This is a genomic window from Kribbella soli (genome assembly GCF_004331345.1).
Lineage (GTDB): Bacteria > Actinomycetota > Actinomycetes > Propionibacteriales > Kribbellaceae > Kribbella > Kribbella soli.
In genome coordinates this window covers 1,909,175-1,930,141 of record NZ_SJJZ01000001.1, presented here as the reverse complement: position 1 = coordinate 1,930,141, position 20,967 = coordinate 1,909,175, and the positions used below count along the sequence as shown (strand labels likewise).

At 68.6% G+C, this 20,967-nt stretch carries 20 protein-coding genes; 11 read left to right on the top strand and 9 right to left on the bottom strand.

Annotation, left to right across the window (positions count from 1 at the left end; all coding sequences use genetic code 11):
- The first annotated feature begins 37 nt into the window (after positions 1–37).
- Together E0H45_RS09630 and E0H45_RS09625 are read left to right on the top strand one after the other, a co-directional pair.
- A complete protein-coding gene (locus E0H45_RS09630) occupies positions 38–1,816 on the top strand; it encodes an NHL domain-containing thioredoxin family protein (protein WP_131336222.1) in 1,779 nt (592 codons plus the stop codon).
- Between the two features lie 141 nt (positions 1,817–1,957).
- Positions 1,958–2,206, top strand: a complete 249-nt coding sequence (locus tag E0H45_RS09625) for a DUF6458 family protein (RefSeq protein WP_131336220.1) — start codon at positions 1,958–1,960, stop codon at positions 2,204–2,206.
- 4 nt (positions 2,207–2,210) lie between these two features.
- Here the strand turns inward: E0H45_RS09625 and E0H45_RS09620 are convergent, their stop codons facing one another.
- From E0H45_RS09620 to E0H45_RS09600, 5 genes are all read right to left on the bottom strand, one after another.
- Positions 2,211–2,981, bottom strand: a complete 771-nt coding sequence (locus tag E0H45_RS09620; RefSeq protein ID WP_131336219.1) for a DUF4097 family beta strand repeat-containing protein — start codon at positions 2,979–2,981, stop codon at positions 2,211–2,213.
- 117 nt (positions 2,982–3,098) lie between these two features.
- Entirely contained in the window at positions 3,099–4,331 is a 1,233-nt protein-coding gene (locus tag E0H45_RS09615; protein ID WP_131336217.1) for a hypothetical protein, read from the bottom strand.
- A complete protein-coding gene (locus tag E0H45_RS09610) occupies positions 4,328–4,975 on the bottom strand; it encodes a hypothetical protein (RefSeq protein ID WP_131336215.1) in 648 nt (215 codons plus the stop codon). Before E0H45_RS09610 ends, E0H45_RS09615 begins: the two co-directional genes overlap by 4 nt.
- Positions 4,972–6,183: a hypothetical protein gene (locus E0H45_RS09605; RefSeq protein ID WP_131336213.1), complete on the bottom strand. Its 1,212-nt coding sequence runs from the start codon at positions 6,181–6,183 to the stop codon at positions 4,972–4,974. The genes E0H45_RS09610 and E0H45_RS09605 overlap by 4 nt, the downstream gene beginning before the upstream one ends.
- Before the next feature lie 309 nt (positions 6,184–6,492).
- A complete protein-coding gene (locus E0H45_RS09600) occupies positions 6,493–8,352 on the bottom strand; it encodes an acyl-CoA dehydrogenase (RefSeq protein ID WP_131336211.1) in 1,860 nt (619 codons plus the stop codon).
- A 161-nt stretch (positions 8,353–8,513) separates the two neighbouring features.
- Here E0H45_RS09600 and E0H45_RS09595 point away from each other — a divergent pair, with 161 nt between their 5' ends.
- Positions 8,514–9,029, top strand: a complete 516-nt coding sequence (locus tag E0H45_RS09595; protein ID WP_131336209.1) for a histidine phosphatase family protein — start codon at positions 8,514–8,516, stop codon at positions 9,027–9,029.
- Between the two features lie 91 nt (positions 9,030–9,120).
- Positions 9,121–9,369: a hypothetical protein gene (locus E0H45_RS09590; protein WP_131336206.1), complete on the top strand. Its 249-nt coding sequence runs from the start codon at positions 9,121–9,123 to the stop codon at positions 9,367–9,369.
- Between the two features lie 75 nt (positions 9,370–9,444).
- Here E0H45_RS09590 and E0H45_RS09585 read toward each other — a convergent pair whose 3' ends face one another.
- The 3 genes from E0H45_RS09585 to E0H45_RS09575 all read right to left on the bottom strand — a co-directional run bounded on the left by E0H45_RS09585 (position 9,445) and on the right by E0H45_RS09575 (position 11,847).
- Positions 9,445–10,344 (bottom strand): endo-beta-N-acetylglucosaminidase H, encoded by a 900-nt coding sequence (locus E0H45_RS09585; RefSeq protein WP_131336203.1) that lies wholly within the window; start codon positions 10,342–10,344, stop codon positions 9,445–9,447.
- A 157-nt stretch (positions 10,345–10,501) separates the two neighbouring features.
- Positions 10,502–11,344, bottom strand: a complete 843-nt coding sequence (locus E0H45_RS09580) for a hypothetical protein (RefSeq protein ID WP_131336200.1) — start codon at positions 11,342–11,344, stop codon at positions 10,502–10,504.
- The gene (locus tag E0H45_RS09575; protein ID WP_131336197.1) at positions 11,341–11,847 is read right to left on the bottom strand and encodes a SigE family RNA polymerase sigma factor; all 507 of its coding nucleotides are present in this window, start codon (positions 11,845–11,847) and stop codon (positions 11,341–11,343) included. Before E0H45_RS09575 ends, E0H45_RS09580 begins: the two co-directional genes overlap by 4 nt.
- 132 nt (positions 11,848–11,979) lie before the next feature.
- Between E0H45_RS09575 and E0H45_RS09570 the strand changes: the two genes are divergently transcribed.
- The 7 genes from E0H45_RS09570 to E0H45_RS09540 all read left to right on the top strand — a co-directional run bounded on the left by E0H45_RS09570 (position 11,980) and on the right by E0H45_RS09540 (position 18,407).
- Entirely contained in the window at positions 11,980–13,257 is a 1,278-nt protein-coding gene (locus E0H45_RS09570; RefSeq protein ID WP_131336194.1) for an MFS transporter, read from the top strand.
- A 1-nt stretch (position 13,258) separates the two neighbouring features.
- The gene (locus tag E0H45_RS09565; protein WP_131336192.1) at positions 13,259–14,410 is read left to right on the top strand and encodes an anhydro-N-acetylmuramic acid kinase; all 1,152 of its coding nucleotides are present in this window, start codon (positions 13,259–13,261) and stop codon (positions 14,408–14,410) included.
- A 16-nt stretch (positions 14,411–14,426) separates the two neighbouring features.
- Complete coding sequence (locus tag E0H45_RS09560; protein WP_238154877.1) at positions 14,427–14,945, top strand: P-loop nucleotide/nucleoside kinase family protein; 519 nt, start codon at positions 14,427–14,429, stop codon at positions 14,943–14,945.
- Between the two features lie 34 nt (positions 14,946–14,979).
- Complete coding sequence (locus E0H45_RS09555) at positions 14,980–16,002, top strand: DNA polymerase III subunit beta family protein (RefSeq protein ID WP_131336190.1); 1,023 nt, start codon at positions 14,980–14,982, stop codon at positions 16,000–16,002.
- Complete coding sequence (locus tag E0H45_RS09550) at positions 15,999–17,186, top strand: MFS transporter (RefSeq protein ID WP_165546395.1); 1,188 nt, start codon at positions 15,999–16,001, stop codon at positions 17,184–17,186. Before E0H45_RS09555 ends, E0H45_RS09550 begins: the two co-directional genes overlap by 4 nt.
- A gap of 103 nt (positions 17,187–17,289) precedes the next feature.
- On the top strand, positions 17,290–17,889 hold the full coding sequence (locus E0H45_RS09545) for a DJ-1/PfpI family protein (RefSeq protein WP_131336186.1): 600 nt from the start codon (positions 17,290–17,292) through the stop codon (positions 17,887–17,889).
- Positions 17,886–18,407: a MarR family winged helix-turn-helix transcriptional regulator gene (locus E0H45_RS09540; RefSeq protein WP_131336184.1), complete on the top strand. Its 522-nt coding sequence runs from the start codon at positions 17,886–17,888 to the stop codon at positions 18,405–18,407. The genes E0H45_RS09545 and E0H45_RS09540 overlap by 4 nt, the downstream gene beginning before the upstream one ends.
- Here the strand turns inward: E0H45_RS09540 and E0H45_RS09535 are convergent.
- Positions 18,385–20,880, bottom strand: coding sequence for a polysaccharide lyase family 8 super-sandwich domain-containing protein (locus E0H45_RS09535; RefSeq protein WP_131336182.1), 2,496 nt, complete (start codon positions 20,878–20,880; stop codon positions 18,385–18,387). The genes E0H45_RS09540 and E0H45_RS09535 overlap by 23 nt on opposite strands.
- Positions 20,881–20,967 lie beyond the last annotated feature (87 nt).

Below are 20,967 nucleotides of genomic sequence, written 5' to 3'. Positions count from 1 at the left end.
GTCCGCAGCTGTTGAGCCGCGGCGGACAATGGTGAACATGCATGTGCGTGCGCCGGAGCTCAAGGGTCGTGGGTGGTTGAACACGGGTGGGCGGGAGTTGTCGCTCGCGGACTTCCGTGGACGCTTCCTGCTGCTGGATTTTTGGACGTTCTGCTGCATCAACTGTCTGCATGTGCTGGACGAGTTGCGGCCGTTGGAGGAGAAGTACGGCGACGCGCTGGTGATCGTGGGGGTGCATTCGCCCAAGTTCGCGCACGAGGGCGAGGAGGCCGCGGTCCGGTCCGCTGTCGAGCGGTACGAGGTCGGCCATCCGGTGCTGGACGACCCGGAGCTGATCACCTGGCAGAACTACACCGCACGCGCCTGGCCGACGCTGGTCCTGGTGGACCCCAACGGGTACGTCGTCGCGCAGTACTCCGGTGAAGGCCACGAGCACGCCCTGGACGCGCTGCTGGCCGAGCTGATCGTGCAGCACGAACAGGCCGGCACCCTCACGCGCGGCCGATCGCCGTACGTCGCGCCGACGCCCGAGCCGTCGGATCTCCGCTTCCCGGCGAAGGTCGTTGCGCTGGACAACGGGTTCCTGGTCGCAGACGCCGGTAACCACAACCTCGTCGAGCTCGCCCCCGACGCGACCACCGTCGTACGCCGGATCGGAACGGGGCAGCGTGGTTTCGCCGACGGGACCGCCGATGAGGCGAGCTTTTCCGAGCCGAACGGACTCGTGGTCCTTCCGTCAGACGTGGCCGAGAAGGCCGGGTACGACGTGGTGGTTGCGGACACCGTCAACCACGCGCTGCGTGGGGTGGCGCTCGCCGATGGGCAGGTGACGACGTTGGTTGGCACCGGCAAGCAATGGATGGACGGCGACGGGACCGACGTACTGAGTTCGCCGTGGGATGTCGCCTGGTGGGGCGACAAGGTGTGGATCGCGATGGCCGGCGTACACCAGCTGTGGACGTTCGATCCGTTCACCGGGGAGACCGCGGTTGCGGCGGGTACGACCAACGAAGGGCTGAAGGACGGGCCGCTCGGCGACGCGTGGTTCGCACAGACGAGCGGGCTGGCGGCGGACGGCGAACGCCTGTGGCTGGCCGATTCGGAGATCTCGGCGCTGCGGTGGATCGACGCCGAGGTACACACCGCCGTCGGCACCGGGCTCTTCGACTTCGGGCTGCGCGACGGCAAGGCGAGCGAGGCGCTGTTGCAGCATCCGCTCGGTGTGACGGTCCTCCCGGATGGGTCCGTCGCGATCGCCGACACGTACAACGGCGCCGTACGTCGCTATGACCCGCGAACCGAGACTGTCGAGACGATGGCCACCGGGCTGGCCGAGCCGAGCGGGGCCGTTGTCATTGGCAACGAGCTGCTCGTCGTCGAGTCGGCTGCGCACCGCCTGACCCGGATCCCGCTCGGTGCGTCTGCGACTGCTGACGAGTTCAGCACGCGGACCCAGCGCCCGCCGATGGATCTCGCCGCCGGAGAGGTCACGCTGGAGGTCGTCTTCAATCCGCCGCCGGGGCAGAAGCTCGACGACCGCTACGGCCCGTCCACCCGGCTGCTGGTTTCCTCCACCCCGGACAACCTGCTCCGCGAGGGTGCGGGCGACTCCACCGACCTCGTACGCCGTCTCGTCATCGACCCGCACGCCGGCTCCGGGGTCCTCCACGTAGCTGTCCAGGCCGCGTCGTGCGACGACTCCGCCGAGGTGGAGTTCCCCGCCTGCCACATGCACCGCCAGGACTGGGGCGTCCCGGTCCAGATCACCCCCGACGGCCCGAACCGCGTCGAACTCGTCCTCTCCGGCAGTAAGTAACTTGTTTGACGGAGGGGTACCGTCGAAGGTGTAGGGCACAAGGACTCACTGGGAGGCTCCCATGGGCGAGCGAAGCGAGCGCATCAAAAGGCACAGCGCGCCACGTGTCTCATCGGCGCCCGGAGCGAAGCGAGGACGTCGATGAGCATCGGTGTGGGGATCTTTTTGATGGTGGTGGGCGCCGTTTTCGCGTTCGCCATCCGCGACACCTGGGACGCCGTGAACCTGCAGGTCGTCGGCTACATCCTGCTTCTCGCGGGCCTGGCCGGCATCCTGCTCTCCTTCTACATCACCAACCGCCGCCGGCGGGTGGAGACCGACGCCATCGACCCAGCCATCGAAGAGGAATACCGCGTCGTCGAGGAACACCACCGCGACATCAAGGAATAGTTCCTCAGTGGCTGTGGAGTTCGATGTCGCCTGAGGTGGTGGTCGCGGTCAGGGTGTGGCCGGCGGTCGTGTTGTTGCCGAGGCTGTCGTCGACCTCGCCGTGCTTGGTATCGGTCGTGACCTTGTAGGCGCCGGTCGGGGCGCTGATCTCGATGTCGCCGCTGGTGCCCTTGGCGCGGATGTCGTTGGCCTCGGACAGGTCGAGCTCGATGTCGCCGGACGTGGTCTCGACGTCCACCGCGCCGCCGCTCAGGTCCTTGGCCTCGATGTCGCCGGAGTTGGCCTTGACGTCGAGTTTGCCGGTCAGGTCCTGCACGGACACGTCGCCGGATGTGACATCGAGGTTGACGTCGCCCGTGACCTCGCGGAGCTCGACCTTGCCGGAGTTGGACTTCGCGTCGACCCCGGCCACGCCGGCGATCTCGAGGTCGCCGCTGCCGTTCTCACCGGTGACCTTGGTGCCACGCGGCACGGTCACCTCGAAGTCGGCGGTGCACTGCCAGCCGCAGTCGCCGTCCAGCTTGAGTACGCCGTCGTTCACCGAGTACGCGTCGCCGTGCTTCCAGAACCAGAACTTGCGCTGCTCCCGCACGCTGGTCTTGTCGTCGTCGGACACGGTGATCTTGATGTCGGAATGTCCCCCGGCGAGCTGGACGGTGGTGACCTTGTCGTCGATCTTGTGCGTGTCGTCGGAGTCCCGATCCCCGAACTGCCAGAACGCCAGCCCGGCCGCCGCCACCAGCAGGATCACGCCGAGCTGCTTGTTCTCCGCCATCGTCCGCCTCTTCTCGAGCCCACCCACGTTGTCGCAACGACAGTAGGCTCCAGGACCCGTCCCCAGGATCCGGCAGATCCCCCGACGCGCCCCTGAACGGCTCTCAGGGAAGCCCTCTCATCGACGCAGCTCGCCCCGGGACACAGCGGCGGCCAGATCGTCGCCCGTGGTGCCGAAGAAGGTCCGCGCCCAGAGCGAGTCCTCGTACCAGTACGGCCCGTCCTTGCCGGGCAGCGACGCCGGCGCCGAACGACGCTTGAGGGCCTGCCGGCACTCGTTGCACAGCGGCAGCGTGAGCGTGGTGCCGTCGGACTCCACCTTGGTCGGCCGACCGGACGAGCGACCGTGCAGCGGGTTGAACGCACACAGCTCCGGTACGGCGTCCACCTTCCGGTCGGCTGCGATTGCGACCGCGGCGTCGTACTCCCGCCGTGCCTTGTCGAGCAGCACCATCGCGCCGACCAGGTCGACGAGGTTCGACGTCGACGAGTCGAGAACCTTCGACGCGGCGGCGTGGTCGTCGAGCGCGGCCTGCTGGTGAACCAGCCCCGCGCCCTCTGTGGTCGGGAGCGCCGCGAGTTCCGAGCCGAGCCTGGTGAGCTCGGCGTTCGTCTCCTGGGTCAGGCGCCGGCGCCGCTCGGCCGCCACCGTTGCGGCCACGTGCGGCGGGATCCGGAACGTCTTCTCCCGCCCGCCACCCGAACCCCGACTCCGCCCGATCAGCAGACCGAGACCGACCAGGACGACGAGACCGCCGACGATCGACAGCGCCACGATCCACCCGTGACCGCCCGGCTCGGAGTCGCTCCGGGACGGTCTACTTGACTGCGGTCGCGTCGAGGTCTTCGGGATGCCCGGTTGGGCGAGCAGCTCGTACATCCGGGCCAGCACCTCGGTCGGCCCCGCGTCGTACCCCGAGTCGGCCAGCGCGCGCGTCCGCGCCGCCTGCAGCTTCTCCTCGCTGACCTGCGACACGTCCCGCGTCTCGTACCACGGGAACCGGCTGCCGCCGTCCACCACGACGTACAGCCCTGGCAGCCGGAGCGCGTCCATCACGAGGGTGAGTGCCGTGTTCTCCTCGCCCTGGAACTCGTCGCTCGGGGTCAGCGGCAGGACGACCGTGTAGACCGGGTACCCGAGCGCCTTCGCCTTGGTGCGCAGGTCGTCCAGCAGCGTCGCCGGCAGTGCCGTCTTGTACGCCGGGTCGATGTACACGGGGTCCTTCTTCAACGCGGTCGCGATCTCTTGCGCCCGCTCCGCGGGGGTCCGCGCAGTGCCGGCCTCGGCCGGAGCCGCAACGAGCAGCGTCAGCACCGCCGCGAGGCAGGCAAGGAGAAAACGGCCCTTCACGCACGTCCCTTTCGTCGTGGGCGGGCGAGCGCCGCCACGATCAACACGATTCCACCGAGGAGGCCGCCGCCCATCAGGCCGAGGACGGTGCCGCCGAAGCCGTTCCCGATCGCCTTGCCGACGGTGAACTTCTCCACCGGGGCCGAGTCCTCCGGCTCGGGCGGCAGCGGCGCGGTCCGGGCCGGCCTCGGCGTGCTGTACGACGACTCCCGCACGCCCTCGAGGTACTCCGAGAGCTGCTTGCTCAGCGGCGTCTCTTGCCCGTCCGCGTAGGTCCACGACGGCGCGCGCACACCGAGCTGGTGCGCGACGCCGTACGAGCGGTCGCCGTCCATCACGACGTACACGCCCGGCTTGCCGTTCGCGGCTGCCAGCCGGCCGGCGAGCAGCGTGGTGTCGCCCTGCTCCGGGAACCATGCGCCGGTCGGTACGACGGCCACGAACACCGGCACCTTCGCGTTCGAGATCACCTGCAGCGTCTCGTTGCGGTCGGCAATCGACGTGAAGTCCGGGTCGACGTACAGGTTCTGGTGTGCCCAGGCCGCGACCGCGGCGGTGATCCGCGGATCGGTCGGCGTGGCCGCCCACGCGGTCCCGGTCAGGAGGACGATTGTTGCCATCAGCAACAGGACGAGCCGTCTCATCGGACATCCTCCTTCCGGCCGGTGATGCGGTCGACCAGGTCGTCGGAGAGCGCGCCGAAGCCGGTGGCGACCATGGGGCTGTCCTCCGGGTCGAGCGTCCAGTACGGCACCGGCTTGTCGCGACCGAGCAGCCCGGACTTGGCCGGCACCAGCAGACCGCTTGGCGTATCGCCCCGGCGTACGACGCTCGCACACCACTCGCAGGCGGGTACTTCGACGTCGTCCGACCACTCGACCTTCGCCGTGCCGGGGTTGTGTGTCGGGTTGAAGAAGCACGGCGGCTGGAGGGCCGCACCGGACGCGATCCGCTCGGCCTGCCGGGCGAGCACGAGCGCACCGGCCGAAGCGAGGACGTCTTCCGGCTGGTCCGCGCGCAGCGTCCGCGCCGCGTCGAGCCGGCGGTACGCGTCGTCGCGCTGATCCAGCTGCCGGGTCGTCTTTTTGCGACGCCGGTCCAGTCGCGCAAGGGCCCGCTCGGCCTGCTTGATCTTCCCGTCCGCCTTGAGCTGTACGTTCCGCGGCTCGATCGCCGGCTTGCTCGCCCCCGAACCCTTCGGCCTGCCACGGCGCCGCAGCCCGAGCACGAGAGTCAGCACGAATCCGAGGAACCCGCCGATCCCGAGGCCGACGTACACGGCCCGGTCCGACTTGTCGGTCACCGAGAGGCCGCGGTGCGGGCGCTCCGGCTCCAGATCGGCGGCTGGGACAGCCGGTAGCGCGCGACCGTCGTACGCCGTCGACGCATGCTGGATCGTGCGGACGACCTGCGGCGCCGGACGATCCGAGAGGAGGTCGAGGCGCTGCTTGTCGTCGGCCCGCACGCTGGTCAGGTCGCGGCCCCGGAGCCCACCCTGCCGGTACAGCTCCGCGGTCGTCGACCAGTAGTTGTCGTCCACGAGCGCGACCAGATACAGCCCCGGTTCACCGATTCGCGCGTGCAGCAGGGTCGGCCAGTCGAGCCGGTTCTTCGCCAGGTACGGCGTCCGCGGCACGAGCGCGACGTACACCGGGAGGCCCGCGGTGCGCATCGCGCCGCGGATCCGGTCCAGCTCGGTCGCGGGGATCGCCAATCGCGCGTCGACGGACAGGTGATCGGTTCGCCAGGCGGCGGCGATCCGGTCGGGCAACTCCGGCGTCTCCGCACGCGCCGGCAGGGCGGGGAGGAACGCGAGTGCCGCGAGCAGGGCGGTGAGGAATCGGACGGGCATCGCGGACAGCGTACGACGACCGGGCCTGGACACATTCACACGGACGCAAGCGCACATCGACTGGTTCCACCCGGGTGGGAGGGCAAGTTGGGCGCGACCCTGGCTCGGACAGGGGAGACCAAGCCAGGGTCACGGTGTTTCAGGGCAGAAACGTTGCTACACCACCACGCTCCGCAACAGGGCAGATCGTGGGGCAACCCGGGGCAGATCAGCCGATTTCATGCCCCGATGGTGTCCTGAGCATTCTTGCCGACGGCCCCGAACCTCCGGCTCGACCCGCGCAAGTGGCCGAGCCGGAGGAGACCGGGATCAGAAAGCGGATTCCGGGAGGTCCATCACGTCGAGGTCGGTGAGCTCGGCCTTGATCCGCTCGGCGCGGACCGACGGCATCGTCGAGCGGACGAACCACTGGGCCGCCGCGACCTTGCCGGCGTAGAAGTCCTGGTCGGCCGGGGACAGCTCGCCGCCCAGCTTCTCCAGCGCGACCTCGGCCTGCCGGAGCATCAGCCAGGAGCAGACCACGTCGCCGAGGACGAACAGCAGCCGGGAGGTGTTCAGGCCGACCTTGTAGACGTTCCGCGGGTCGCCGTTCTCCGCCTGCGGGTTGGCGGCCATCAGGGCCTGCCCCATGATGCCCAGGATCTTCTGGGTGTCCTCGAGGCCCTTCGCGAGCAGCCCGCGCTCCTCCTTCAGCCGCCCGTTGCCGGCCTCGGAGGCGACGAACGCCTGCACCTGCTCGGCGAGGTGGCCGAGCGCCTTGCCCTGGTCCTTGATGATCTTGCGGAAGAACAGGTCCTGGCCCTGGATGGCGGTCGTGCCCTCGTAGAGCGTGTCGATCTTCGCGTCCCGCACGTACTGCTCGATCGGGTAGTCCTGCAGGAAGCCGGAGCCGCCGAACGTCTGCAGCGACTCGGTGCCGAGCAGCGTCCAGGACTTCTCCGAGCCGTAGCCCTTCACCAGCGGCAGCAGCAGGTCGTTGACGCCCTCGGCGAGCGTGTCGTGCTCACCGGCGTACCGCGCCTGCTCGGCCCGGTCCTGGTACGTCGCCGTGAACAGCACGAGCGCCCGCAGCGCCTCGGCGTAGGCCTTCTGCGTCAGCAGCGAACGCCGTACGTCGGGGTGGTGGGTGATCGTGACCCGCGGCGCGTCCTTGGCCGGGTTCGTCATGTCGGCGCCCTGGACCCGCTCCTTGGCGTACTCGAGCGCGTTCAGGTAGCCCGTCGACAGGGTCGCGATCGCCTTGGTGCCGACCATCATCCGCGCGTACTCGATCACCTGGAACATCTGCGCGATGCCGTCGTGCACCTCGCCGAGCAGCCAGCCCTTGGCCGGAACGCCGTCGCCGAAGGTGACCTCGCAGGTCGTGGAGACCTTGATGCCCATCTTTTTCTCGACGTTCGTGACGAAGGCGCCGTTGCGCTCGCCGGTCAGCTCACCGGTCTCGAGGTCGAAGTCGTACTTCGGAACCACGAAGAGGCTCAGGCCCTTGGTTCCAGGACCGCCGACACCCTCGATGCCCTGCGGTCGCGCGAGGACCAGGTGGACGATGTTCTCGGTCATGTCGTGCTCGCCCGAGGTGATGAACCGCTTGACGCCCTCGATGTGCCAGGAGCCGTCGTCCTGCAGCGTGGCCTTGGTCCGCCCGGCGCCGACGTCGGAGCCGGCGTCCGGCTCGGTCAGCACCATGGTGGCGCCCCAGCCGCGCTCGATGATGTGGTGAGCGATCTTCTGGTCCCGCTCGGTCCCGTTGCGCCAGAGCACGTGCGCGAAGTTCGGGCCGGCGGCGTACATGTGCACCGGCGGGTTGGCGCCCAGCACCAGCTCGGCGGCGGCCCAGCGCAGCGACGGCGGGGTCGGCTGACCGCCCAGCTCGGCCGGCAGCTCGAGCTTGAACCACTCCGCGTCCATGTAGGCGTGGTAGCTCTTCTTGAACGCCTCCGGCATCCGGACCTCATGGGCATCCGGGTCGAAGACCGGCGGGTTCCGGTCGGCCTCCGCGAAGGACTCGGCCAGCTCGTGCTTGGCCAGCCGGTCGATCTCCGCGAGCACCTCGCGGGCGGTGTCGACGTCCATCTCGGCGTACGGGCCCTGACCGAGCACGTCGCCCCGGCCCAGCACCTCGAGCAGGTTGAACTCGATGTCCCGCAGATTCGACTTGTAGTGGCTCACGCCTCCACCTCGCTTCGCTCGGCTGCGGCGTGAGCCACCGGGCCGCTGTGCATATTTGTTCGCTCGCTGCGCTCGCTCACAGACACTCCCCAACTTTACTCGCCAGTAACTTGAGTATATACCCGCCGGTAACGAGGGCAAAGGGAGATTGACTGTGAGGTATGAAGCTGATTTACGAGACTCACTCGACGACAGTCGACAATGAGGCGGGCGTCGCGACCGGTTGGTTGCCGGGTGAGCTGTCCGAGCGGGGGTGTCAGGAGGCGCGCGAGCTGGGGATCCGGCGGCGCGAGGTCGACGTCGTGTTCAGCTCCGACCTGAGACGCGCGGTGCAGACCGTCGAACTGGCCGGCCTGGCGGTGCCGCACTTCCAGGACTGGCGGCTACGCGAGTGCAACTACGGCACCCTGAACGGCGCGCCGCGGTCCGAGCTCGAACCGCGGATCGAGCGCGTCCGTACGCCGTTCCCCGATGGCCAGTCGTACGACGACGTACTCGAGCTGACGCGCTCGTTCCTCGCCGACATCAAGCGCTGGTACGACGACCAAGTGGTGCTCGTGGTGGCCCACTCGGCGAACCGCTGGTCCCTCGAGCACCTGCTGGGCAACCGAGGTTCGATGGAGCAATTGGTTGCCCAAGGCGTCAACTGGCAGCCGGGCTGGGAGTACGAGATCTAACCTCGGCGTGACCTGATGTTGTGAGAATGTTTCGCTGCAATCAATCGTGGCGTCAGGCCAGGTCCGACGCCGATCGCTAATGGAGACCAATATGGCCAACTGGCTTTCACGGGGCGGCAACACCAGCAGCAGGGATGAAGCGGCCGGCCAGCAGGCGGGGGAGGACGTCAAGAAGTTCGGACGGCTCGTCAGCCGGACCGACGCGAACGGCCAGACCGGGGCGTCGAAGAACATCACCCGAGCCAAGGGCCGGGGTGACTCGCCGGAGGAGCTGGGCGAGGTCAAGTCGCGCTTCGGCGGCGGTGGCAAGGGCAAGGGCGGCCAGGGCCAGAGCAAGTAGCCTCGCCGGACAGGCCATCAGGTTGTACCCGCACCCTCGCCACGCGGCGAGGGTGCGGCGTTTCACGTCGTTTGTCTAAGGGTTGTAGACCGTGGCGCTGCCGTACAGCTTCTGGGTGAAGGCGGTCATGTACGACGCGGTGTTCGACTCGGTGAGGTTGTACGTGAGGAAGACGCCGTACCCCTCGTTGACGGTGCGTTGGGCGAGGGATGCCGCCGTACTGGAACTGGTGGCGGTGTACGAGACCGCGGCTGGGGACTGGCGCGACTTGGCGCTCGGTGCGGACGGGACGCCCCAGGTGCCGTAGTACGGGTTCCAGCCGTAGTCGAAGGTGTCGACGATGCTCTGGCCGTTGTACGTGAGCCGCTCCGCGGCCGGGCCGATGTCGTAGAGCGTGATGAGCTTGTTCGGGAGCTTCGCGCGGAGCGCCTGGACCAGGTACACGAACGAGAAGTCGTTCGGCTGGCCGGTGCCGTTGTTGCCGTACTCGACGTACTCGTCGTCGAAGTCGATGCCGTCCAGGCCGTACTGGTTGACCGCGTCCGCGAGTTCCTGGGCGAAGGCCTCGGCGGCCGCCTGGTCCGGGAAGTTCGCGAAGCCGGCGCCCTGGTGGTTGCCGAGGATCGAGAGCAGGACCTTGATGCCCTTCTGCTGCAGCGGGCGGACCTGCGTGGCGACGTTGTCCAGCACGCTCTGGACCTGCTGGTTGAAGGACAGGTAGGCCTTCGTGCCGTCGTAGTTGATGTTCGCCGCGAAGATCACTGCGACGTCGATCACCTGTGCGCCGCTGGTCGCCAGTGTGTACTTGCCGGCGTTCAGCATGCTGTGGTCGTTGACCTCGATGTAGGCGACGGTGACCGGTCCGGTCTTCGCCCGCGGGCGGCGCTTGTCCGCGGCCTCGGCGGGCAGTGCGGCACCGGTGGCGGCCGCGGCGGTTCCGGCGGCCAGGGCTGACAACAGGGTCCTTCGCTTCATGAGCTGATCGACTCCTCGTCACACGATGGGCGGTATCGCTATATCGGTTAAGTACCCGTCGCCGCCTGGCCGAGCACGCAGGCGGCGACAAGAGGTAAACCGGTATAGCGACACCGATCATCGATCGGTGACAACCCGGTGTCAAGGGGTGAGCAGGCTACCGCTCGGGGAGCGGGTCGATGTACACCCGGCCGAGGATCGCGGCGGGAATCTTCGTCACGGCAACGCCGTCCTTGAAGACCATCGGAGTGAGCTTGTCGTGCGACAGACCCCAGCCGAGCCGCTTCCCCATGCCCACGACGACGTAGTAGGCACTGGTCTGCCCGGCATCCCGGATCGTGAAGTAGGGGAAGCTGTGGTCGTCGTACGGCGTCACGAACTCTCTGACCTTCGGCCGGCCTTGGCTGTCGTCGCGCACCATCGCGACAACGGTGAGGATCCCGCTGGGCGTGGACTGGGCAGTGGGGCGCGGCGCCTTGGGCGTGACAGTCGAGCTCGGGCGAGGCACTTGGTAGTGCTGCACCATGAGCGCGACCCGGCCGGCGGGGGTGTTCCCGGCCCAATAGATCCTCGGTTCGTCGCGCAGGTTGGCCCACACGTCTCCGGCAACGGGATCTATGAGGTGCCCGCGCTCCTTGCGCTGCGTGTAGTGCCAGGTCGCGAGAACCTGCGCCAGATAGGCGCTGTCCCCGGCAAGGTTGCCGCCGGTCTCCATCTTCATCAGGGGCGCGTAGCGGTCGAGCGGGTTCGGCGTGATCGGATCCGTCCACGGCGTGGGCGTGGCCACCTGGGCCTGGTCGGCACGATCGCGAACAGCCGGTACGGCGAAGGTCGCACCGGCGATCGTGGCGACGGCCAGCGAGCTTGCGGCGAGTGCGGTGATCCGGCGCCGGCGCAACCGGCGGGCGCCGCCGAGGCGGGCGCGGTCGAGCAGGTCGGACGGAGCATCGATGTCATTGACACCGGCGCGCAGGCGCTGTCGCAGCTGGGTCTCGGTCATCGCAGTCCCTCCAGGATCGCGGGTTCGGTGATCAGTCGGAGCCGGTCCAGGGCGCGCGAGGTCTGGCTCTTCACGGTGCCGACGGAGCAGCCGAGGATCTCGGCGGTCTGCGCCTCGGTGAGGTCGTCGTAATAGCGGAGCACGATGGCGGCGCGTTGCCTGGGTGGGAGGTCCTGCAGGGCGCGCAGCAGTTGCTGGCGGACGGCGTACGCCTCGGAGTCGTCCGGGGTCGGTTCGTCGTGGTTCTCGGCCAGCGCCACTTCGGCCGGTCGGCGCCGCCGAGTGCGCCAGCGGTTGGCGGCCAGGTTGGTCAGGGTCTTTCGGGCGTACGCCTCGGGGGCGCCGGTCCGGATCCGCGGCCAGTGGACGTAGATCTTTTCGTACGTCTCCTGCACCAGGTCCTCGCCGGCACCGCGGTCGCCGGTGAGTAGTACCGCCGTCCGCAGCAGCCGCGTCGCGCTGCCGCGGACGAAGTCGTCGAAGTCGTCCCCGCGTGTGGCCATCCACCCACCCTCCTCTGCTACGCAGGAAAACACCGACGGTGCCTGGATGGTTGCATCTGGGGTCGCGGGATCAGGAAAAGATAGACCAAGATGGTTGTGGCGGGCGGGAAAAAGTTACGAAAGAAGGTTCGGATGAGTGTCGCGACCGACGTCAGGACACGGCGGTCGTTGCTGGCCGGGACGGTCGGCAACTTCGTCGAGTGGTACGAGTTCGGGGCCTACGGCTTCTTCGCCACCGTGATCGCCGCGAACTTCTTCAGCAGTACGGCGACCAGCGACGCGGAGAGTCTGATCAAGACGTACGCCTCGTTCGCGCTGGCGTTCTTCTTCCGGCCGATCGGGGCCGCGATCTTCGGCCGGGTCGGCGACCGGATCGGGCGGCGGCCGACGCTGATCCTCGTGCTGCTGCTGATGACGCTGTCGACCACCCTGATCGGTCTGCTGCCCACCTACGCGAGCGTCGGCGCGGCCGCACCGTGGTTGCTGACGCTGGTGCGGGGGTTGCAGGGGCTGTCGGCGGGTGGTGAGTTCGGCGGCGCGGTGTCGATCATGACCGAGTTCGCGCCCCGGACGAAGCGCGGCCTGTACGGCGCCTGGCAGTCGTTCACGGTCGCACTCGGCCTGCTCGCGGGAGCCGGGCTCGCGGCGATTCTCGCGACCACGCTGAGCAAGGAAGCGTTGTCGGACTGGGGCTGGCGGGTGCCGTTCCTGGTGGCCTTGCCGCTCGGTCTGGTCGCGTTGTGGCTGCGGCTCAAGCTGGACGAGACGCCGAGCTTCGCGCGCGTCCAGGAGCAGCCGCGACCGGCCCCGACCGGTGAGGTGGCCAAGGCGATCGCGCTCGGCATCGGCCGGCTGATGGGCTGGTCCGCGGCCGGATACACGTTCCTCGTGGTGATGCCGTCGTACCTGCAGGCGACGCTGAACGCGACGTTTCAGCAGGCCTTGGTCGCGACCGTGCTCGCGAACACCGGTTTCGCGGTCTCGATTCTCCCGGCCGGGTGGTTGAGCGACCGGATCGGGCGGCGGCCGGTGATGGTGACCGGCGCGGCGCTGGTCGTCGTCCTCGCGTTCCCCTTGATGAACCTGCTGCAGGACAAGGAGTCGGGGAACGCAGGCAAGGGGATCGCGGTGTTCGTGGCCGGCCTCGTCGTGGGGCTGATGGCGGGACCCGGTCCGGCGATGCTGGCGGAGATGTTCCCGACCCGTGCGCGCTACACCGGGCTCGGGTTGGCGTACTCGCTGTCGAACGCGGTCTTCTCAGGATCGGCCGGGCTGATCATCACCGAGTTGATCAAGCGGACGAAGAACGTCGACATTCCGGCCTGGTACGTGGTGGTCACCTGTGCGGTCAGTGTGATCGCATTGCTCACACTGCGAGGAGACGACTACCGGCGGGAGTTGCGAGACTGACATGCGAGTGATCGGGTTGATGTCCGGGACGTCGTACGACGCGATCGACGCCGCCGCCGCGGACCTGCGGCTGGACGGCGACCAGTTGGTGCTGACGCCGCTCGGGATGCTGAGTCAGCCGTACCCGGACGAGCTGCGGGCCGCCGTCGCCGCGTCGTTGCCGCCGGCGTCCACGTCCGTCGAGCAGGTGTGCAAGCTCGACACCGGGATCGGGCAGTCGTTCGCGGCGGTGGCGCGGCAGGCGGTCGAGCAGCTCTGCGGCGGGTACGCGGACCTGATCGTGTCGCACGGGCAGACGGTGTTCCACTGGGTGGACAACGGGTCGGTGCGCGGGACGCTGCAGCTCGGGCAGCCGGCCTGGATCGCGGAGGCGACCGGCGTACCGGTGGTGTCGGACCTGCGGGCGCGGGACGTCGCGGCGGGCGGCCAGGGGGCGCCGCTGGTCAGCATCATCGACGTGCTGTGGTTGCGCGGGCGTCCCGGCGTACCGGTGGCGCTGAATCTCGGCGGGATCGCGAACATCACCGTCGTCCAGGGTGAACCGATCGCCTTCGACACCGGTCCGGCGAATGCGCTGATCGATGCCGTGGTGACCGAGCTGACCGGGCAGCCGTTCGACGCCGACGGAGTGATGGCGGCGCGCGGGCAGGTGCACGAGGAGCTGCTCGCCCGGTTGCTGGCCGAGCCGTACTACGAGCGGCCCGCGCCGAAGTCGACGGGGAAGGAGCTGTTCAACCTCGCGTACCTGGCGCAGGCGATGGAGGGGCTGCCGGTGATCCCGGCGGAGGACCTGGTCGCCACGGTGACCACGCTGACGGCGCGGACCGTTGCCGACGCGGTACGGCGGTACGGCGGGACCGAGGTGGTGGCGTCGGGTGGCGGGATCCAGAACCCGGCGCTGATGCATCTGCTGGCGGACGAGCTGGACGTTCCGGTCCGGACCACCGACGAGCTGGGGATACCGTCGGCGGCGAAGGAGGCGTACGCGTTCGCCGTACTCGGCTTCCTCACCGTGCACGGCCTCGGCGGAACAGTCCCGAGCTGCACCGGCGCCGGGCACTCGAGCGTCCTCGGCTCGGTCACACCCGGCCAGAGCGGACTGCCGACGACATCCGGCGAGGCACGACCACCGATGCGCCTCCTGGTCCAGTGACCGCACACTAGTCCCTATGACGAGGTTGTTCGTGGTGACGGGGGCGCCCGGGGCGGGGAAGTCGACGGTCGTGCCGGAGCTGGTCCGGCTGAGCCCTGGGAACCTGGTCGTGATGGACATGGACGAGCTGCTGGACGACGCCGGCCGGCTGCTCGGGATCGACATCGCGAGTCCGATGGCGGCGCCGATCTGGCCGGCGTACAACGCGCTGTGGCTGCGGATCACCGAGCTGATCCGGCGCTCCGGCATACCGGTCCTGCTGCTGTCCCCGGCGCAGCCGGCCGAGCTACCCGAGGGCCGGTGGTTGCACCTGGACTGTCCGGACGCCGTCCGGCGGAAGCGGCTGGCGCGCCGTGGCTGGCCCGACGCGCAGATCGACGAGGCCCTCGCGGACGCGGCCGAGATCCGCAAGCTCGTACCGCGGTCGGTGCGCGGGGACGTCTCGCCGGAGCGGGTCGCGAAGAGCATCCTGGACTGGATGCGCGGCGAACGCTTCGGCAAGACCCTCAGCCTGTGGGGCCGGTTCCGGAGTTGACCTTCGAGTTGGTGCAGGGATGAAGGTCGGGGCCATGAGGCTGACGATCAGTGAGTTCGCACGGCTGGTGGGACTGGCGCCGAGTGCGCTGCGGTTCTACGACGACTGCGGTCTGCTCCCACCCGCCGAGGTCGACGCGACGAACGGCTACCGGTACTACGACAAGTCGCAACAACCCCGAGCTCAACTGCTCCGCGACCTGCGCGAGATCGACCTCCCATTGCCCGACGTCCGCCTGGCCCTGGACGCGGCACCCGATGAGGTCGCGGACATCGTCCGTTCGCACCTCCGCACCTTGGAAGCAAGGTCCACCGCCACGCGAACGGCCGCCACTCGCCTCCTCACCAACCTCCTCTCCCAGCAAACAACAGCCGTCCTGGGCGGCCCCGAACTAGCCAGCGCAATCCGCCAAGTAGCCCCCACCGCAGCCCCAGCGGGGCAGGACAACCTGGGGCCGGCGTTGAGTTGTGTGCTCATTGAACTGGCGCCGGACGAGGTTACGTTCGTTGCGACCGATCGGTATCGGTTGGCGGTGCGGACGGTACGGCCGGTGGAGTTCGACGGGGCGGCGGCGCAGGTGCTGGTGCGGGCCGACGAGCTGGCCGAGGTGAGTCGGTGGGCTGCGGCGGGAGATGTCGTGCGGGTGGAGTTGAACGGCGGTCTGGTACTGGTGCGAGGGGACGAGTCGCGTGAACTGCGGGCGGTTGATGCGGAGTATCCGGCGTACGGGCAGATCCTCGACGGGCTGACGCCGCCGGCATGCCGCGTGGTGGTCGATCGCGTGGGCTTGCTGGACGTGCTCGCCGGCCGGGATGTCGTTGCCTTTGACATCGATCAGGAGAGTCTGCGGATCGGCGACGAGGTGAAGCTCGACGCGATCGGGACCGGAGCGGTGCGGATCGGGTTCACCGCGAGCCTGCTGGCGGCCGCGCTCGAGGTGAGTGTCGGGCCGGACGTGCTGCTCGAGATCTGCGAGCCGGCCCGACCGGTCGTCGTCCGGTCGGCCGACCAGGGCACGTTCACCACCCTCGTCATGCCCGTCCGGCTGGATGGGTGAACCGGTCCTACTACGGCTGGCTGGCAGGTTCGACACTCTCGGTTCTCGGGGACACCGCGCTGTTCTTCGCGCTCGGCTGGGCCGCGACGGGCATCGGCCCGCGGGTCGCCGCGTTGGTGCTGACCGGGTTCACCCTGCCGCGCGCCGTACTCCTCCTCCTCGGCGGCGTCCTCGGTGATCGCATCGGTCCACGCCGCCTCCTGCTCGCGTGCACCGCGATCGTCGGCTCGTGCTGCTTCCTGCTGGCTGTCGCTGTGGGCGTCCGCGGAGTCTCGGCCGAGCTGCTGCTGACCACGTCGGTCGTCGTCGGCACCGTCGACGCCTTCGCGCTGCCGGCCGCCGGCGTACTTCCGCGGCTGTTCGTGCCCGACGATCAGTTGCCCAGAGCAATGGCATTGCGTACGTCGGCCACTCAGCTCATCACCCTCGCGGGCGGACCGATCAGCGGTCTGCTCGTCGCGACGGTCGGGTTGGTCGGGGCGCTCCTGCTCGACGGCCTGACGTTCGCCGTCCAGTTCGTGGTGCTCCTGATGCTGAGACCGCCGTACGACGTGACACCACAACGCGACCGCCGGTCGGTGGTCCGCGACGCCGTGGACGGACTCCGGGTGGCCGTCGGCGATCCCGTCCTGCGGATGATCCTTGCGGTCGTCGCGCTGGTCGCGGCCTTCGTACTGCCGGTCACATCGCTCTGCGTCCCGCTGCTCGCCCGCTCACACGGCTGGGAAGCCAAGCAGGCAGGCTTCGTGGTGGCCGGGAACCTCGCCGGCGGACTGCTGGTAACAGTCCTCGTCGCACGCTTCGGCACCTTCACCCGCGCCGAACTGACGGGAGGCCTCGGCTGCCTACTCGCCGCACTCGGGATCGCAAGCCTCGCCCTCGCACCATCGGTCCCGGCCGCAGTCGGCGCGACCCTCACGCAAGGCGTCGGCATCGGCCTCTTCACCTCACACCTGGCGCCCCTCTTCGTCCGCAGCACACCAAGATCACACCTGACCCGCCTCCAATCCCTCCTCTCCCTGGCCCAAACCGTCCCTCTCATCGCCTCGACGAACCTCCTGGCCACCCTCGACATCCACCACGCCTTAGCCCTCACCGCCACCGCAACAGCCCTGGCCGGCGCCATCCTCCTCAAACTCAAACCATCCGGCACCCGCGTGATCGGTACCTGCAAGCAGGCGTAACCCCTGGATCTGGGCCGGAAAGCGCCGTTTGGCGGGGTTTTGCCTGCGTGGGGATACCTATCCTCTATTGACAACATGTTGTCGTCATGACAACATACTGTCTATGAGCACAGCATACGTAGCGGTCTACGACACGTTGGCGGACTGGGAGATCGGGCATTTGGTGGTGGAGCTGCGGACCGGGCGGTTCACCGGGGTGCCGTGGGATGTGGTGACGGTCGGTGAGACGTTGGAGTCGGTGGTGACCATGGGCGGGATGCGGGTCGTGCCGGACGTGACGATCGCGGACGTGGCGCCCGATGCGGGGGATCTGCTCGTGCTTGCCGGGTCGGGGCAGTGGGACGTGGGCGGCAGTGAGGCGTTCGCGAAGCTGGCGGGGCAGTTCCTCGATGCCGGCGTACCGGTCGCGGCGATCTGTGGAGCGACGGCGGGGCTGGCTCGCGCCGGGCTGCTCGATGAGCGGAAGCACACGAGCGCGGCCAAGGAGTACCTGCAGGCGACCGGGTATCAGGGTTCGGATCTGTACGTCGATGCACGCGCGGTCGTCGACCGGGATCTGATCACGGCCGGACCGGACTCGCCGGTGCAGTTCGCGCGGGCCGTGATGGAGCGGCTCGAACTCGCGGACGAGCGGAAGCGGGAGGCGTACGAGGGCGTGTTCCACCGCGCCGACCCGGCTGCCTACGCGACCCTGGTCGGATGACGTCGAAGGATCAGACGCAGACCGGATCGGCCGGACGCACGGCGGCCGTTCCGCCCCGTGCGGAATGGCCGGAGGTCGGCAAGCGGTCGGAGGGTGGTGTGGTGTTGACGGACGTCGTCCTCGCCACCTTCCGGCTGAACGCGCGGCTGATGGAGGCCGCGCAGGGCATGGCGGCGAACGGCGGGATCACGGCGGCTTGGTGGCAGGTCCTCGGCGGCGTCCTCGACGAGCCGCGATCGGTCGCCGACGCCGGCCGGATGATGGGTGTCAGCAGGCAAGCCGTGCAGCGGATCGCGGATCTGCTGGTCGAACGCGGTCTTGCCGAGTACCGTCCGAACCCGGCCCACCGCCGCGCCAAGCTGCTCGCCTGCACCGAGGCCGGCTACTGGGCGATCCGGCAGATCTCGCTCGCCCAGGGCCCGTGGACCACCGACCTCGCCAAGGCCGTGGATCTCGACGACCTTCGTACGACGCTCAGCACCCTGCAGACCCTGATCACCAAGCTGGAAGAAGCTTGATCGCGAGGCTCCGGCCGTAGGTGTGCCGCGTGCCGAACGTCAGCCGCGTCCCGGTGACCGTTCGCGTCACCTGAACCCCGTCGACGGGGGCCGCGGGCTTGAGGTACTGCGCCCGCAGATTGACCGTGACGGTGTCGCGCTGCGTCGTCGGATCGGAAACGGCGACCTGCACGCTCGAGGACTGCCGGCGAATGAGCAGTGAAGCCGGACCGTCGATGCCCAGTCCCGGAAGGTTGTGCGGGCCGGGCGTGAACGTGTTGACCGCCGTCAGGCGCAGGCCGAGATGCTGGATCGCCTGCATTTTCACGGTGTTCGAGAGCGTCGCGATCCGGCCGTGCTGGTACGACTTCAACGCCGAATCCGTTGCGTTGGGCACCAATGCGTAGGCGAGCGCGCGCTTCGCACCGGCCGGTTGGGTGACGGTGAGCGCGAACACCTGCTTGGTGACCGCGGTGTCCGGGTTGGAGGTCCGCACTACCCGGCGGCTCCGGGTGACTGTCTGGAGATCCACCGACAGTTGGGTCGGCTGTAGGAAGTAGTAGCCGACGGACACGGCGCCATTGGCGTAGCGAAGCCAACGCGGGTCCCCGGTCCCGGTCCAGTTCTGACCGTCACGCCGTACCCCATTGATCGTCACGGGATCGGTCGCGCCGGCGATGCGGGTGTCGAGGGTGGTCGTCACCGCGCGGGTCGCGTCGCCGACACCGGCTGCGAGTACGACGATCTCGTCGTCGAGCAGGAACCACGACTTGGTCGCCGACGCGTTCTGGTAGACGACGAAATCGTCCGGCAGGCTCTCCCGCGACGCGTACGCGAAGTCGTCCGACTGCACCCAGCCGACCGCGCCGTACGCATCGAGCGTCGCGCCGCCGGAGTACGCGTTGGTTCCGACCGGGAAGTAGACGTAGGTGTTCTGGGCCTCCGACGACGGGGTGAAAGTCGGCGGATTGTCGTAGTACGCCGTCCCGTACAGCTCCGGGATCGACTTGCGCGTCTCGACCGGCGCCGTCACGCCACCCAGCGCGTACGGCGACACCGTGGTGAAGTAGTCGATGCCGAAGGACTGCGTCTGATCCTGACCGGCGAGGTACAGGTAGTGCGCGCCGTCGCCCTGGAACCACGGCATCAGGTTCTCGCCGCTCATGTACTCGTACTTGCTGATCCGCGACGAGTTCCGTGCCAGCGCGAACGCGTACCCCGGCCTGCGATGCACCGTCCGGTCCATCGCGTTGAACGCCGTCGTGCCCGCCGCCGGGTTGAGGTCGGCCGGGACGATCGCGGGATCGTTCTTGATGTCCGCGAAACGCCCGATGCTCACTGGTGAGACAAAGGAGTTCACGTTGATCGTCGGCCGGGCGGTGAACTTCGCGAACGCCTTCAGCCGCTGGGAATCCGCGCCGGTCGCGTAGTCCGCGAGGTCGACGATCGCCTCCACGATGACCGCGACGTCGTCGTACCCCGTGCCTGTCCGGGACACCGCGCGGCCCTTGACGATCTCCATCATCCAGCCCTCGAAGATCAGCGGCGCGAACCCGTGCTCGACCCAGCCCTGCACCACGCCGACCAGGTCGTCACTCTGCGCGTACTCCGTCCCGGAGAGCACCTTGATGGTCTGCACAACCCTGCTGAGCAGGGCCTTTCCGTACGATCCTGTGTAGGCGACCGACGCGTGCTGGATGAAGGAGCCGTCCGCGTAGTACCCGTCGGTGACGCCGTGCTGCAGGTTGTACGGGTCGACCGTCGCGAACACCGTGAACTGGTCCTGCAGCGCTTTCCGGATGCGCGCGTCGTCGTTCAGCAGGGCGCCTTGGAGGACCCGGTTCGCGGTGATGTCGACGAGGTTCGCGCCGGTGTGGAAGCGCGAGTCGAGGTCGACGTCGCCGTCCTTGCCGTTGCGCAGGTACGCGTCCATCGAGGCGACGTACCGCGTGATCAGGTCGGCCGGGGCGTCGATCAGGGCGAGCGTCTTCGAGACGAACGTCGAGATGCCGATCTCCCAGGTGAACCAGTTGCCGTAGTACCCCTTCGACTGGTCGCCGTAGTAGCTGTCGTGCAGCCAGACGAGCTTCTCCGCGATCCGCGCGCGCACCTGCTCGTTGCCCTGCAGGTCCGAGACCGGTCCGGGTCGCCGGTACGCGAGCGCGATCTCGTAGAGGTGCTGGTACGACGAGCTCAGGTTCGGATCGCTGGTCCCGAGGGGGAGGCCTGCGAACAGCTCGCCGCTGCCGGCGCGATCGAGGGCGGCCAGCCAGGTACGGGCGGTGGTGTCGATCGCGGTGACCTTCGCGGCGACGTCGGGGCGCGCGTTCGATTCCGCCGTACCGGCGTAGATCGCGATCGCGTTGGCCAGCAACTGGCTGGGGTCGGCGTTCACCGCACCCAGGGCGGCGCGCGCGGCCGGGGCCGGGTTGACCGCGGTCAGCAGTGCGGTCGCGGGGACGAAGGACAGCAAACGACGGCGGGTGAGATCCACTGGTGCTCCCGGGCGGATGGGAAAACCTAACCAGCGAAGTCAATCAGTCGGAACTATCCTTCGACAACCACTGACTGCTCAGTAAGA